We start from the raw sequence: 14,199 nt of genomic DNA on the forward strand, positions 1-14,199 counted from the left end.
GCAATTCCAGGAAAAGTGTATAGCGATTTTCCGCCCGGAATTGCGCGACAGAAACGCGTGTGCCCGACGTGCCCAGCTGAATTGATGATATCGCAGGAAACCACCATGGAAATCGTGTTCGACCAATCGCTGCTTGCAGCCCGCAAGCGCCGGGCCTTGAGACAAGGCGACCCGAAAGCGGCCTTTCTGCTTGACATTGCCGCCGGCGAACTGGCGGAACGGCTTGCTGTCACCGAACGCCATTTTGACGAAGCGGTCGAGCTGCACGGCGCGACCGGCATTGCCGCGCGCCTGGCCCTGGAGACGGGCAAGATCGGTCACCTGAAACGGATCGAAAGCGAGAAGGGCTTTGCGGCAACCGGCGAGACTATCATTGAGGCGCCGCCGGAGGAGCTGCCGCTCGCGCCGGAATCGGTCAACCTTGTGCTCTCCCCGCTCAGCCTGCATGTCACCAACGACACGCCCGGCGTCTTCATTCAGATCCGCCGAGCGCTGAAGGCGGATGGCCTTTTCCTGGCGGCGATCCCCGGCTCGGGAACCCTGCAGGAATTGCGCGATGTGCTGCTCGCAACCGAAATCGAGCTGACGGGTGGCGCAAGCCCGCGCGTCATCCCCTTTGCCGATGTCCGCGATGTCGGCGGTCTTCTTCAGCGTGCCGGCTTTACACTGCCCGTCATAGACGCCGAAACCTATACGGTACGCTACGATAATCTCTTTGCCTTGATGCGCGACCTGCGCGCCATGGGCATGACCAATCCGCTCGTCGACCGCAGCCGCAAACCGCTGACGCGCGCCTTCTTCTTGCGCGCAGCCGAACTTTATGCCGAACGCTATTCCGATCCGGACGGGCGGATCAGGGCAACATTCTCGATCATTTATGTCTCAGGCTGGACGCCGCATGAGAGCCAGCAGAAGCCGCTGCGGCCGGGTTCGGCCAAGGCGCGTTTGGCCGATGCGCTCAAGGTTGAAGAGCACAAGCTCAAACAGTAGCCAAAGATTTACCGGCCGTATCAGTTCTGGGACGCCGCCGAATTCTGTATCGTATTGGACAGAAGGTTGAATGTACTTGATAGGCTGCCGCCGAAAGCGCCGACACCGCTGATGATTGCAGCCGACATCAGGGCTGCAATGAGGCCGTATTCAATGACCGTGGCACCGGTCTTATCGGTGAAAATACGCCGAACGGAACGCATAAGCTCGAAGCTCCCAGCATTGGACAACTGATGAATCCGATGCTCGTCATGGCATCCGGCAGGCTATGCTCATGCACTATAGCATTTCCGCTTTTCTTCGATGCGCGAAAACGCTCTATTTTTTCCTTACGCATTCCGGACGGAAAACCGCTGCGCACTTTTCCTGGAAATGCGCTATTGGCAGCCGTTATCGGCACCATAACCCTGGACGATGCAGACCGAGCCCGGTTCCTGCTGCAGAACGCTGCGGCGGATCGTATATCGCTTGCCGTTTTCGGTCTGCGGGATCGAACCCGTGGCAATATTGTCGATATCCGGCGCGCTTGCAAGCACGCGCGACTTGGATTTGTCTGATAGCATCGGGGTCAGAATAAGCGAAAGCGCTACCGCCGCCGTACCGAACAGCAAAGCGATATTCAACGCGCCCGTCCTGCGCGACGTGGAATAGGACTGCTCTTTTTCCTGAACAGCTTTCCAGAAATCGTCGTCCATTATGTCAAGCCTTCTTTAACGCACCCAACAACCCGCTTGATTGAGAGAATTGAATGCCAGAAGGTCATAAACGATCCCTTAATATCCACATGCAAATTAATGAGACGTAAAATTCCGGGACAGTGCCTGATTCGGGCTATAGGCCTGATATTAAATGGCTAATTCTCGTTAACCATAAATGTGATGTACTGCCTTAACGCATTTCACATCGTCACTGCATAAACTCGAAAATGGTGCGGCCCACTACGGGACATCAAACTCGCCTCGTAGACGCACGCGTCGCCAGAAAATTTCCTCGATACACCAAATAATAGAGACCGACGCTTGCGCGCCATGATATACCGCCATGATATCTTTTATTATCTTGGGTTGTGGGAATTTATACATGCCAGGTTTGCTCAAGGCGGTTGGCGGACGGATGCGTCCCCCAGAGAGCCCGGCGTCTCCCACCTCGATCAGCTCGCAAAATCAACTTTCAAATTCAAGGATATCTAGATACGGCGCGACACCGCCCCATGGCGGCGCTCCCTCAGCCCTACCATAAAAAGCTAAAGCAGATCCTGCAGGAATGGGATCAACGGCTCGTCGGCCGGAGGCATGGGGTAATCACGCAAAGCTTGCGGCCGCACCCATTTGATCGCCTGCCCTTCCCGGCCATGCGGGATTCCTTCGTAACGCCGGCAGATGTATAGCGGCATCAGCAGATGGAAGGTTTCGTAGGTGTGGCTGGCAAAGGTCAGGGGCGCAAGGCAGGCGATCTTCGTCTGGATGCCCAGCTCTTCCTGAAGCTCGCGCACCAGGGTCTCCTCCGGCGTTTCACCGGCTTCCACCTTGCCGCCGGGAAATTCCCAGAGCCCAGCGAGCGATTTTCCCTCGGGACGCTGCGCCAGCAGGATGCGGCCATCCGTGTCGATAAGCGCGCAGGCGGCGACGAGAACGATCTTGCGGCCAGCCTCGTTCATGCAGCCCCCGGCGGTTGCCAATAGCAATAGCGATAGGCTTCGCGGAAGCCGAAACGGACGTAGAGCGCCAGAGCCGGAGCATTGTCGGCGCTGACCTGAAGCCAGGCAGTCTTGGCGCTGCGCATGCGTGCCCAGCGAAGCGCCGATGTCAGAATCTCGGCTCCTAGACCCTTGCGCCGATGCTGTACGGAAACGGCGACAGACATGATGCCAGCAAGATCATTATCCTGCACGCACAGCGTGGTCGCCACCGGGCCGGCATCGTCATTTTCGATGACGAAGAGTCCCGACGGCGGCTTGATGCTGCTCACCACCTCCGCCAGCGCGGGCTTCAAGGTGGGATCAGCCCCATCAACCAGCAGGCTGGCATCAACATAGCGGCCGACATCGTGGCTCGGCAGATGATCCAGCATGTCAGGCAGTTCGAGATCGACCAGATTGGCGGTCATGACGATCGTTTCGTCGAAACATGTCCACCCGCGCTCCCGCAGGAGATCGATGAGCTTAGGCGAGGCGAGTGGTGTCTCGCGCACGACCATCGGCCTGCCATAGGCCTCGAACTTGCGTTGCGCTTTTGCCAGCCGGATTTCGAGATCGCGATGATCGGAGGGATCGAGCGGCACGACAGAATTCAGCCGCTTCGACGGATGACCCGCCGTTAGCCGAATCTGCCAGCTGCCATCATATTGCACCGACGAGGCGGGCCAGGCCCGGAAGCCGACGGCTTCCAGCCTGCGCACCAGGGGCAGCTTGTTTATCGTGGACTGCGCATGCATCAGCGAGATATCAGCTCCGGTAGTCGCCATTGATGGCAACATATTCCTTGGTGAGGTCGCAGGTCCAGACCGTTGCGCGGCCATTGCCGAGGCCGAGATCGACCTTCACGGGAATATCCTGCTGCTTCATGACATTCGAGGCGGCTTCTTCCGAATAGGAAGCGTCACGCTCGCCATTGACGGCGACGCGGACATCACCGAACCAGATGGCAAGCTTGTCGCGATCCGCCATTTCACCGGCCTTGCCGACAGCCATGACGACGCGGCCCCAATTGGCGTCTTCGCCGGCGGCGGCGGTCTTGACCAGCGGCGAATTGGCAATCGAAAGGGCTATGCGTTTGGCAGCCGCATCGCTTTCGGCACCGGTCACGGTGATTTCGAGCATCTTGGTGGCACCTTCGCCGTCGCGCACGACCTGGATGGCGAGATCCTTGAGCAACTCGTTGAGAGCGGCGCGGAAGGCGGCAAGCTTCGGATCGTCGGCACGCTCGATATGAGCCTGCCCGTCAGCCGCAGCGGCGCCCGTGGCAAAGAGCATCAGCGTATCGGAGGTCGAGGTATCGCTGTCGACGGTCATGGAGTTGAAGCTCGGGCCGACGCCTTCAGACAGCAGCGTCTGCAACGCGGTCGAGGAAATATCGGCATCGGTGACCACGAAGGAGAGCATCGTCGCCATGTCTGGGGCGATCATGCCGGCACCCTTGGCGATGCCATTGATGGTCACCTTGACGCCGCCGATCTCGGCTGCGCGGGTCGCGACCTTCGGATAGGTATCCGTGGTCATGATCGCCTTGGCGGCCTCGAACCAGAAGTCGCTGACGGCGTCCTTGGCCATCGTGTCGAGCACGCCGGCAAACTTGGTGGCGTCGAGCGGCTCGCCGATGACGCCGGTGGAGGCAAGATAAACTTCGTTTTCATCGCAACCGACGGCAGCCGCCGCGGACGTGGCGGTCAGTTCCGTCGCCTGACGGCCCTTCAGACCGGTGAAGGCATTGGCATTGCCGGAATTGACGACGACGGCACGCGCGCTGCCGTGGGCCAGGTTCTTCCGGCAAAAATCGACCGGAGCCGAAGGGCACTTCGAACGGGTGAAGACGCCGGCAACGGCGGCCGGCTTGTCGAAGACCATCAATAGGACATCGGTCCGGTTCTTGTACTTGATGCCGGCGGATGCCGTGGTCATGCGCACGCCGCGAAGGGAGGGCATGGCAGCAAAGGTTTTAGGAGCGAGCGGAGAGACGGAACCGGACATGAGAGCCACCTAATAGTGAAGGGCCCGGAAAAAACCGGGCCCTGTTGATTCTGCTTGCGACGACTTACTGCTGCGGCTGCGCGTCGGGCGCTGCCGCACCATCGGCGGGCGCAACGGCGTCATCAGCCGGTGCCGCGTCCTGCTGCTTCTGCGCATCGTCGTAGGCCTTGCTGAGCGCCGGGTCGTTGATGACGACCTTGGTATCCTGCTTGGCCTTGTTCAGAAGCTCAAGATACTTGTCGCGCATGACGAGCTGACGAACCTGGTCCTTGACCTGGTCGAACGGCGGAGGAGGAGCATTGCGCTTGTCCTCGACCTTGATGATGTGCCAGCCGAAATCGGTCTTGACCGGCGTCTTGGTATAAGTGCCGACCGGCAGCGCGAAAGCCGCGTCTTCGAATTCCTTGACCATACGGCCATGACCGAAATAGCCGAGATCGCCGCCGTCAGCCTTGTTCGGATCCGTGGACTTTTCCTTGGCAAGTGCGGCAAAATCCTTGCCGGCATCGAGTTCCTTGATGATCGCCTTGGCTTCATCCTCGGTCTTTACCAGAATGTGGCGGGCATGAACTTCTTCCTGCTTCGGCAGGGCTGCGACTTCCTTGTCGTAGCGAGCCTTGACTTCGTCATCCTTGATGGAGTCGGCAACGTGAGCCTTGAAATAAGCATTGTGCAGCTCGCGGTCGCGCAGATAGGCCATGTGAGCCTGGAAGTCCGGCGTCTGGTCGAGCTTCTCAGCGGCAGCCTTCTGCGACAGCAGCTTCACGTCGACCGAGGCTGAAAGCGCTGCGACCTTCTTCTGGTCATCTGGAAGCTGGCCGAGCTGCGGATCGAGATTGGCGATTGCCAGATCGAGTTCGGATTGATGGATTTCGACATCGCCGACCTTGGCGACAACGGGATCCTTGGCGTCGGCCGCGAAGACCGGAGCCTGGAAGGTAACGATTGTTGCGAAAGCAACCGCAGCAAGTTTGTTATACTTCAACATAAAATAACCTTTCGGTGATCTCGACCGGCTCGACAGATGTGAATCCGGCGTGAAAAAAGCCTTCAGCAGGAGAATGTGGCCTTTCTGTATCGGCCAAATCCCGTTGACATCAATCGACCCCCCTCTTATCTGTCACGCAACCTCGCGTCCAGAACAGTTTCCGGCCGTTTTGTGCTATACTCCCGTTTTTTTCGGGAAGGGATAAAGCAGGAAACGGCAGGATGAAATCTCAGAAAGGACCAGTCACATGGTCAGCCTAGGTGGAATTGCCCGCAAGTTGTTCGGCTCGTCCAACGACCGCCGGGTCAAATCGTTCCAGCCGCAAGTAGCCGCAATCAATGCGCTCGAACCGGAGATGCGTGCGCTGTCCGATGAAGCTCTGGCCGCCAAGACGGTTGAGTTCCGCCAGCAACTCGCGGAAGGCAAGACGCTGGACGATATCCTCGTGCCGGCCTTCGCAGTCGCTCGTGAAGCCTCGCGCCGCGTTCTCGGCATGCGACCTTTTGATGTGCAGCTGATCGGCGGCATGATCCTTCATTCCAATGCCATCGCCGAAATGAAGACCGGTGAAGGTAAAACCCTGGTCGCAACCCTGCCGGTTTATCTGAACGCGCTGGCCGGCAAGGGCGTGCATGTCGTTACCGTCAACGATTACCTGGCGCAGCGCGACAGCGGCACCATGGGCCGCCTGTACAGCTTCCTCGGCCTGACAACAGGCGTCATCGTCCATGGCCTGTCGGATGAACAGCGCCATGACGCCTATGCCTGCGACATCACCTACGCCACCAACAACGAGCTTGGCTTCGACTATCTGCGCGACAACATGAAATATGAGCGCGCCCAGATGGTTCAGCGCGGCCATAGCTTCGCGATCGTCGACGAAGTGGACTCGATCCTCGTCGACGAAGCGCGCACGCCGCTCATCATCTCCGGTCCGCTCGACGACCGCTCCGATCTCTATATCACCATCGACGCCTTCATTCCCCGCCTGGCGAAAGAAGACTATGAAATCGATGAAAAGCAGCGCTCGGCGAACTTCTCCGAAGAAGGCACCGAGAAGCTGGAGACCATGCTGCGCGAAGCCGGCCTCTTGAAGGGTGAATCGCTCTACGACGTCGAGAACGTCGCGATCGTTCACCACATCAACAATGCGCTCAAGGCGCACAAGCTCTTCCAGCGCGACAAGGACTATATCGTCCGCAACGGCGAGGTCGTCATTATCGACGAATTCACCGGCCGCATGATGCCAGGCCGCCGCTATTCGGACGGTCAGCACCAGGCGCTGGAAGCCAAGGAACATGTGCAGATCCAGCCGGAAAACCAGACGCTGGCACAGATCACCTTCCAGAACTATTTCCGCATGTACGAAAAGCTCGCCGGCATGACCGGTACGGCATCGACGGAAGCGGAGGAATTCGGCAACATCTACGGCCTCGACGTGATCGAGGTGCCGACCAACCTGCCGATCCAGCGTATCGATGAGGACGACGAGGTCTATCGTACGCATGCCGAGAAGTACAACGCGATCATCAACGAGATCCTCGATGCGCACAAGCGCGGCCAGCCGGTGCTGGTCGGCACGACGTCGATTGAGAAATCCGAACTTCTCGCCGACCTCATGCGCAAGCGCGGCTTCTCCAACTTCCAGGTTCTCAACGCACGCTACCACGAGCAGGAAGCCTACATCGTCGCCCAGGCGGGCGTTCCTGGCGCGGTGACGATCGCCACCAACATGGCCGGCCGCGGCACCGACATCCAGCTCGGCGGCAATCTGGAAATGCGGGTCGAGCGCGACCTCCATGAGATGGAGCCGGGTCCGGAACGCGACGCGGCCATTGCCCGCATTGCCGAAGAGATCAAGGAACTCAAGCAGAAATCGATCGCTGCCGGCGGCCTCTACGTCATCGCCTCCGAGCGCCATGAAAGCCGCCGTATCGATAACCAGCTGCGTGGCCGTTCCGGCCGCCAGGGCGACCCGGGCCGCTCGAAATTCTACCTGTCGCTCCAGGACGACCTGATGCGCATCTTCGGCTCCGACCGCATGGACGGCATGCTGCAGAAGCTCGGCCTCAAGGAAGGCGAAGCGATCGTCCACCCCTGGATCAACAAGGCGGTTGAGCGCGCCCAGAAGAAGGTCGAGGCCCGTAACTTCGACATCCGCAAGAACGTTCTGAAATACGACGACGTGCTGAACGATCAGCGCAAGGTCATCTTCGACCAGCGCGTCGAGCTGATGGAATCGAAGGATCTCTCCGAATTCGTCGGCGACATGCGCCACGACGTCATCGAGGATCTCGTCGCCAGACATATTCCCGAGCGCGCCTATGCCGAACAGTGGGATGCTGACGGCCTGAAGACGGCTGTCGCCAACTTCTTCGATCTCGACCTGCCCATTCATGACTGGGTCAAGGAAGAAGGCATCGCTGAAGACGATATCCGCGCCCGCCTGACGGAAGCCGCCGAAAAGGCGGCGACGGAAAAGGCCGAACGCTTCGGCCCCGAGATCATGACCTATGTCGAGCGCTCCATCGTGCTGCAGACGCTGGACAATCTCTGGCGCGAGCACATCGTCAACCTCGATCATCTGCGCTCGGTCATCGGCTTCCGCGGCTACGCGCAGCGCGATCCGCTGCAGGAATACAAGGCGGAAGCCTTCGACCTGTTCCAGGCGCTGTTGAACAATCTCCGCCAGGCCGTGACCGCGCAGCTTTCGCGCGTCGAACTGGTGCAGCAGCCGGCCGAACCGGAAACGCCGCCGATGCAGGCCCGTCATATCGACGCGACGACCGGTGAGGACGAATTCTCACCGTTCACGCTTGCAAATGAGAGCGCTGTGGCACCGGAAAATCGTGATCCGCGCAATCCGGCCACCTGGGGCCGCGTCGGCCGCAACGAGGCTTGCCCCTGCGGCTCCGGCAAAAAGTACAAGCACTGCCACGGCGCCTTCGAAAGCAGCGAAGTGGTCTGAGCCGCGCAATCGATAGCAATGAACAAAAATGCCGCCTTCGGGCGGCATTTTTGTTTGCAACGATCAGAGATCACAACAATTCGCCGACAGGCGCCGCCGGCAAATGTCTCAGGCACGCCCACCGCGTTCAGACAGCGGAATGCGGATCCTCACTGTAGAGATGGACCGGGTAGCCTGGTCCGATGACATCAAGCACACGATCGAGCCAAGCTGTGAACGCGGGATAATCGGCAAGATCAAAACCGCAATCCGCCGCTCTGTGGGCGTAGGCATAAACCGCAATATCCGCGATCGAGAACTCCTCACCGACGAGAAAAGGCGTGTTCTTCAACCCGCGCTCGAGCGCTGCAAGCGTTCGAAGGCTGCCCGCGCGCTTGGCCTCCCCCAAAACGGCGTTGGATTCGAGCCGACCCGTCAGCGTCCAGAAGCGCAGCGTGCCGATGACCGGTTCGACATGATATTGTTCGAAGAATAGCCACTGCATGACCTTGGCGTGCAGATAGCGATCCGCCGGAAGAAACCGCGTGCCCTCGGCAACATAGGTGAGAATAGCATTCGATTCCGCAATCGTTCGCCCATCCTCCAGTTCGAGAACGGGGATGCCTCCTGCCGGATTGATCTCGAGAAAGGCATCCGTGCGCCCCTCACCTTCGAAGATGGATACCAGGCGGGTCTGATAGGGAATATCGAGCAATCCGAACAGAACCCTGGCCTTCCAGCCATTCTGCGACGGCAAATAATCGTGAAGTATGAGCATGAAATCCTCCTCCGATAGACCCTGGATTCTACATACCGACCAAACCTCCGCCACCCGTTTCCTGCGCCAGCAGCATGACGCGGCAATCTGAGGGCCAATTGCGTCTCATGGTTGCTTTCCCGCACGCTTGATAAGCAACCCTCCACTTCGGCAAAGCCACTTTTACGTGTCGCAAGAACCGATTCTTAACTCTCCTCTGCCAAGACTAACGCGAGTTTGGGATCATACTTAAAGTATTGCGTATCGATCATGGCGGTCTTTCAAACAGCGGAAAGAATGTTGCCGTCCGCATTGCGGGCCGCGCTATCGCCGTATCTGCGTAAAGTCGCCGCTATGCTCACCGGCCGGGACGAAAAGGCAGTCTCGCAGCGCATGGCGCTGATCGCCTTCACGATCCGCGTTGCAGGTGCTGCCCTTGCCTTTCTCTCGCAGATCATTCTGGCCCGCCTGATGGGACGGTTCGAATACGGCATCTTCGTCTTTGTCTGGGTCCTGATGATCCTGTTCGGCAATCTCGCCTGCCTCGGCTTCCCCACGGCCATCATCCGCTTCCTGCCGCAGTATGACGCCAGCGGCAATCATAATGCCATTCGCGGCCTGAACGCCTCGGCACGCCTGTTCGTGGTCGCCGTCTCGGGCACGCTGGCACTGATCGGCGCGCTGCTGCTCTTCGCCTTCCGCGGCGTGGTCGAGCACTATTATGTCATGCCGATCTTCCTCGGCCTGATTGCCGTGCCGATGATTTCGCTCGGAGACGTGCTGGATGGTACGGCCCGCGCCAAGCACTGGCCGATCATGGCGCTCAGCCCAACCTTCCTGATCCGCCCGACCCTGATCTTGCTCTTCATGGTGGCTGCGATCCTCGCCGGCGCGCCACGCGATGCCGTCACAGCCATGGCCGCGGCGCTCGCCGGCGCCTTCACCAGTGTCCTGCTGCAATATCTTGCGATGACGTTCCGTCTGCGCCGCCATTACCCACGCGGCCCGAAAGCCACCGAATTCAACGCCTGGACGGCGGTGGCCCTACCGATTTTCCTGGTCGAGGGCGTGGGCTACCTGCTCACCAATTCGGACGTCATCGTCGTCGGCATCTTCCTCGATCCGGATGAAGTCGCCGTCTACTTCGCCGCCGCCAAAACAATGGCCCTGGTGCTCTTCGTCTCTTTCGCCGTCAGGGCAGCCATCGGACCGCGCTTTGCCGCCATCCTGGCCGAAGGCGATCGAAGCAAGCTCGCAGCCTTCGCAACCGAAGCGACACGCTGGTCCTTCTTTCCAGCTCTCGCCGTCGGCCTCGTGGTGCTGGCGGCAGGGCAACTCCTGCTGTCGCTGTTCGGCGCCGCCTTCATCGACGGACAGATCGTGATGGCGATCCTGCTTGCCGGAATTCTTGCGAGAGCGCTCGTCGGCCCTGCCGAAGTGCTCCTGACCATGGCGGACAAGCAGATGCTCTGCGTCTATCTCTATGCTGTAGCGCTCGTTGCCAACGTCGGCCTCAACGTCGCGCTCATTCCTCATCTCGGTATCGAAGGCGCGGCAATTGCCGGCGCCACCGCCATGGCGATCGAAGCGCTGCTCCTGCACATCGCCGTCCGCCGTGCGCTCGGCATCACCCTATTCGCCCTCCTCCGACGCTCGTCGGCCTCATCGGCAACGAGGGTTTTCTGATTATGGCACGTCCCCCCTACACCGAAACCACCGACAGCCAAGTGAACGCCCTGACCCATACGCTCGCAGCGCTGCATTTCGAAACACCGAAAGCCGAAGCCCGCGTCGAGGTCGGCCGTGCCGGCCGCGAACTCTGCCTCTATCCCGGCAAGCTCGGCTACGAGCTGCAGGACGAGCTGGACTTCCTGTCCAATCGCGCCATGGAGCCGAACGTCTTCTTCTCCGGGCGCTTTCTCGCACCCGCCATGCCGCGCCTTGAGGATCGGCAGGTGCGTCTGGCGCTCATGCGCGACAACAGCAGCACGCGCAGCCGCATCCGGCTGCTGATGCCCTTCACGGTCGACAAGCCTGGCTTTGCGATCGGCCCGTCCATTATCCGGGTCTGGTCGAACTCCTTCGGCCCGCTCGGCACGCCCTTGCTCGACGCCGAGGATGCCGGCGAAACGCTCGACAACCTCCTCGAAGCACTCTCCCGGCCGGGACTGCATCTGCCAAGCACGCTCGTATTGCCGGATGTCCGTCTCAACGGTCACTTCGTCCAGATGGCCAAGGTCATCGCCATCGGCCGGAACCTGCCGATCGCCGTCGCCAACCCATTCCAACGCCCGATGCTCCAGAGCAATGACGACGCGCTTACCTACCTCAGGCGGACGATTTCCAACGCGCACTTGCGGGAAATGCGCCGCCAATGGCGGCTGCTGGAAAGCCATGGCGAAGTCACCTACAGCGTCGCGCGTCAGCCTCGCGATATTCATAGGCGCATGGAAGAATTCCTGGCGCTGGAAGCAAGCGGCTGGAAGGGCAAGAAGCGCTCGGCGCTCGTCACCGACCGCCACCATGCCGCCTTCGCCCGTGAGGCAATTTCTAATCTTGCAGCCATCGACGCGGTGCGCATCCACACCATCGATCTCAATGGTAAGGCTGTCGCCTCGATGATCGTGCTGATCATGGGCGGCGAAGCCTATACGTGGAAGACGGCATTCGACGAGGCCTATGCCCGCTATTCGCCGGGCAAGCTCTTGATGGGCGAGCTGACGGAATGGCATCTCGACGACGCCAACGTTGTCCGCTCCGATTCCTGCGCGGTGCCGGATCATCCGATCATGAGCCGTTTCTGGCACGAACGCGAGGACATGGGCACGCTGATCATCGGCCTGACGCCGAACGGTGACCGCGACGTGCGTCAGGTGACCACGCAGCTGCACATGTATCGCAGCACCCGCAACATGGCGAAGCTGCTGCGCGAAAAGATCCTGTCGCTTACGAAGCGCTGACCTCAGCGATCGCCCGCTCGCGCAGGAGGCGACGGATCACCTTGCCTGATGTCGTCAGCGGCAGCGCATCGACGAATTCGATCTCGCGCGGATATTCGTGCATGGAAAGCCGGGTCTTCACCCATTCGCGGATTTCGATCGCCAGTTTGTCACTCGGCTCGCGACCGGGCACGAGGACGACATAGGCCTTGACGATTTCCGTTCGGACCGCGTCCGGCTTTCCCACCGCCGCGGCAAGCTGCACGGCGGGATGGCCGCCGAGGCAATCCTCGATCTCGCTAGGCCCGATGCGATAGCCCGACGAGGTGATGACATCGTCGTCGCGGCCGACGAAGGAAATATAGCCATCCGCATCCTGGCGGCCGATATCGCCCGTCAGCAGCCAGTCATGGGCGAATTTCGCCTCCGTCGCTGCCTCGTTCTGCCAGTAGCCGAGGAACATCACCGGATCAGGCCGCTTGATCGCGATTTGTCCCGTCTCGCCCACGGGAACCTCGATACCATGGGCATCGACGATTGCGACTCGATGGCCGGGTACTGGTTTGCCCGTCGCGCCAGCACGGCTGGCGCCGAAGGCTTCGCTGGAAGAGAGCACGAAATTGCATTCCGTCTGACCGAAGAATTCGTTGACGCTCACGCCAAGCGCGGACCGCGCCCATTCGAAGGTTTCGCGGCCAAGCGCTTCGCCGGCCGAACCGATGGTACGCAGCTTGAGATCGTAATGCGCCCGCGGATTGTCGACCGACTTCAGCAGGCGCAGTGCCGTCGGCGGAATGAAGGCATTGCGCACCTCCATCTCGGCCATGATGCGGAAAGCCATATGGGGATCGAATTTTTGTGCCGGCGAGGAAATGACGGGAACCCCAAGCATCAGGCTCGGTAGCAGCGCATTCAGGAGACCGCCGGCCCAGGCCCAGTCCGACGGCGTCCAGAGGCGGTCGCCAGCCTGCGGAAAGCCCTCATGGGCGAATTGCATGCCCGGAATATGCCCCGGTAGCACACGATGGCCATGCAGCGCACCCTTGGGCGGGCCGGTCGTGCCCGAGGTGAAGATCATCAAGGCCGGATCGTCCGGGCCGGTATCGGCGACCTCGAACAAGGGCGGATGCGCGGCGACCAGATCGGCAAAGCCGGAAACGCCCTCTTCGGCGCCATCAATGCTGATCACCTGCGCGAGTTCCGGCAATCGGTCCCGGATCGGACGCAGCCGCCCGAGGCCGAACCGGTTGGTGACGATGGCCGACGCCCCGGCTGCCTGCAGCCGGTATTCCAGTGCCTCGGCGCCGAACAGCAAGGCCAGCGGCAGGGCGATGGCGCCCATCTTGTAGATCGCTACATGCGCCACGACGGTCTCGAAACCCTGCGGCAGCAGCAGCGCCACCCGATCTCCCGCCCTCACGCCGAGCGAAACAAGCGCATTGGCAAAGGAGGCGGAACGATCGCGCAACTCCCCATAGGTCATGGAAAAGTGATTGCCGTCCGGATTGAAATGCTGAAGGCAGACCCGACCCGGCTCACTTTCGGCCCAGGCATCGCAAACAGCATGTCCTATGTTGAATTTCGCCGGAATCTCCCAACGAAAGTCGCGATAGAGGGCTTCATAAGTATCACGCGGGGGCAATTTCATGCGCAGTTCCAGAAAATGGTGCGGCGCAGCTAACACCTGTCGCCCTTGGGGTTCAAGGAAACATTTGGGATGCCATCTTCTCTGCCGGACGAATCGCCTTATTTATTGAAGAATACTTCGAAGCTCTTCACGAACTGATGCGTCGCCCGGCGGCGATCTTGCCCGCCGATTTGCTTTCGCGACGCACCCATCCCATCGCCCTTCCGACGATGGGCCTCCTCGTAGCGAATGATCGAATGGACGGA

At 60.2% G+C, this 14,199-nt stretch carries 12 protein-coding genes; 4 read left to right on the top strand and 8 right to left on the bottom strand.

What is annotated here, in order from left to right:
• The first annotated feature begins 105 nt into the window (after nucleotides 1-105).
• Nucleotides 106-990, top strand: a complete 885-nt coding sequence (locus AC13RM_RS29125) for a methyltransferase domain-containing protein (RefSeq protein WP_113231630.1) — start codon at nucleotides 106-108, stop codon at nucleotides 988-990.
• A 20-nt stretch (nucleotides 991-1,010) separates the two neighbouring features.
• Here AC13RM_RS29125 and AC13RM_RS29130 read toward each other — a convergent pair whose 3' ends face one another.
• From AC13RM_RS29130 to AC13RM_RS29155, 6 genes are all read right to left on the bottom strand, one after another.
• Entirely contained in the window at nucleotides 1,011-1,193 is a 183-nt protein-coding gene (locus AC13RM_RS29130) for a Flp family type IVb pilin (RefSeq protein WP_069612954.1), read from the bottom strand.
• Between the two features lie 174 nt (nucleotides 1,194-1,367).
• Nucleotides 1,368-1,685, bottom strand: coding sequence for a hypothetical protein (locus AC13RM_RS29135; RefSeq protein WP_113231629.1), 318 nt, complete (start codon nucleotides 1,683-1,685; stop codon nucleotides 1,368-1,370).
• 548 nt (nucleotides 1,686-2,233) lie between these two features.
• Nucleotides 2,234-2,647, bottom strand: a complete 414-nt coding sequence (mutT, locus tag AC13RM_RS29140; protein WP_113231628.1) for an 8-oxo-dGTP diphosphatase MutT — start codon at nucleotides 2,645-2,647, stop codon at nucleotides 2,234-2,236.
• Nucleotides 2,644-3,453, bottom strand: a complete 810-nt coding sequence (locus AC13RM_RS29145) for a GNAT family N-acetyltransferase (protein ID WP_374822730.1) — start codon at nucleotides 3,451-3,453, stop codon at nucleotides 2,644-2,646. Before AC13RM_RS29145 ends, mutT begins: the two co-directional genes overlap by 4 nt.
• Nucleotides 3,434-4,675 carry a bifunctional glutamate N-acetyltransferase/amino-acid acetyltransferase ArgJ gene (gene argJ / locus AC13RM_RS29150; RefSeq protein ID WP_374822727.1) on the bottom strand — a complete coding sequence of 414 codons (1,242 nt, stop codon included), beginning with the start codon at nucleotides 4,673-4,675 and terminating at the stop codon, nucleotides 3,434-3,436. The genes AC13RM_RS29145 and argJ overlap by 20 nt, the downstream gene beginning before the upstream one ends.
• 64 nt (nucleotides 4,676-4,739) lie before the next feature.
• Entirely contained in the window at nucleotides 4,740-5,663 is a 924-nt protein-coding gene (locus tag AC13RM_RS29155) for a peptidylprolyl isomerase (protein WP_374822724.1), read from the bottom strand.
• Between the two features lie 247 nt (nucleotides 5,664-5,910).
• Between AC13RM_RS29155 and secA the strand changes: the two genes are divergently transcribed.
• Nucleotides 5,911-8,631, top strand: coding sequence for a preprotein translocase subunit SecA (gene secA / locus AC13RM_RS29160; RefSeq protein ID WP_374822721.1), 2,721 nt, complete (start codon nucleotides 5,911-5,913; stop codon nucleotides 8,629-8,631).
• Nucleotides 8,632-8,758: 127 nt separating this feature from the next.
• On the opposite strand, the gene AC13RM_RS29165 is transcribed toward secA, so the two are convergent.
• Nucleotides 8,759-9,388, bottom strand: a complete 630-nt coding sequence (locus AC13RM_RS29165; RefSeq protein WP_374822718.1) for a glutathione S-transferase family protein — start codon at nucleotides 9,386-9,388, stop codon at nucleotides 8,759-8,761.
• A 249-nt stretch (nucleotides 9,389-9,637) separates the two neighbouring features.
• On the opposite strand from AC13RM_RS29165, the gene AC13RM_RS29170 reads away from it, so the two are divergent.
• Complete coding sequence (locus tag AC13RM_RS29170; protein ID WP_374822715.1) at nucleotides 9,638-11,053, top strand: lipopolysaccharide biosynthesis protein; 1,416 nt, start codon at nucleotides 9,638-9,640, stop codon at nucleotides 11,051-11,053.
• 2 nt (nucleotides 11,054-11,055) lie between these two features.
• Nucleotides 11,056-12,327, top strand: a complete 1,272-nt coding sequence (locus AC13RM_RS29175; protein ID WP_374822713.1) for a GNAT family N-acetyltransferase — start codon at nucleotides 11,056-11,058, stop codon at nucleotides 12,325-12,327.
• On the opposite strand, the gene AC13RM_RS29180 is transcribed toward AC13RM_RS29175, so the two are convergent.
• Nucleotides 12,314-13,954, bottom strand: a complete 1,641-nt coding sequence (locus AC13RM_RS29180; protein ID WP_374822710.1) for an AMP-binding protein — start codon at nucleotides 13,952-13,954, stop codon at nucleotides 12,314-12,316. The genes AC13RM_RS29175 and AC13RM_RS29180 overlap by 14 nt on opposite strands.
• Nucleotides 13,955-14,199: the final 245 nt, after the last annotated feature.

The sequence above is a fragment of the Martinezella sp. CNPSo 3732 genome, assembly GCF_057784515.1.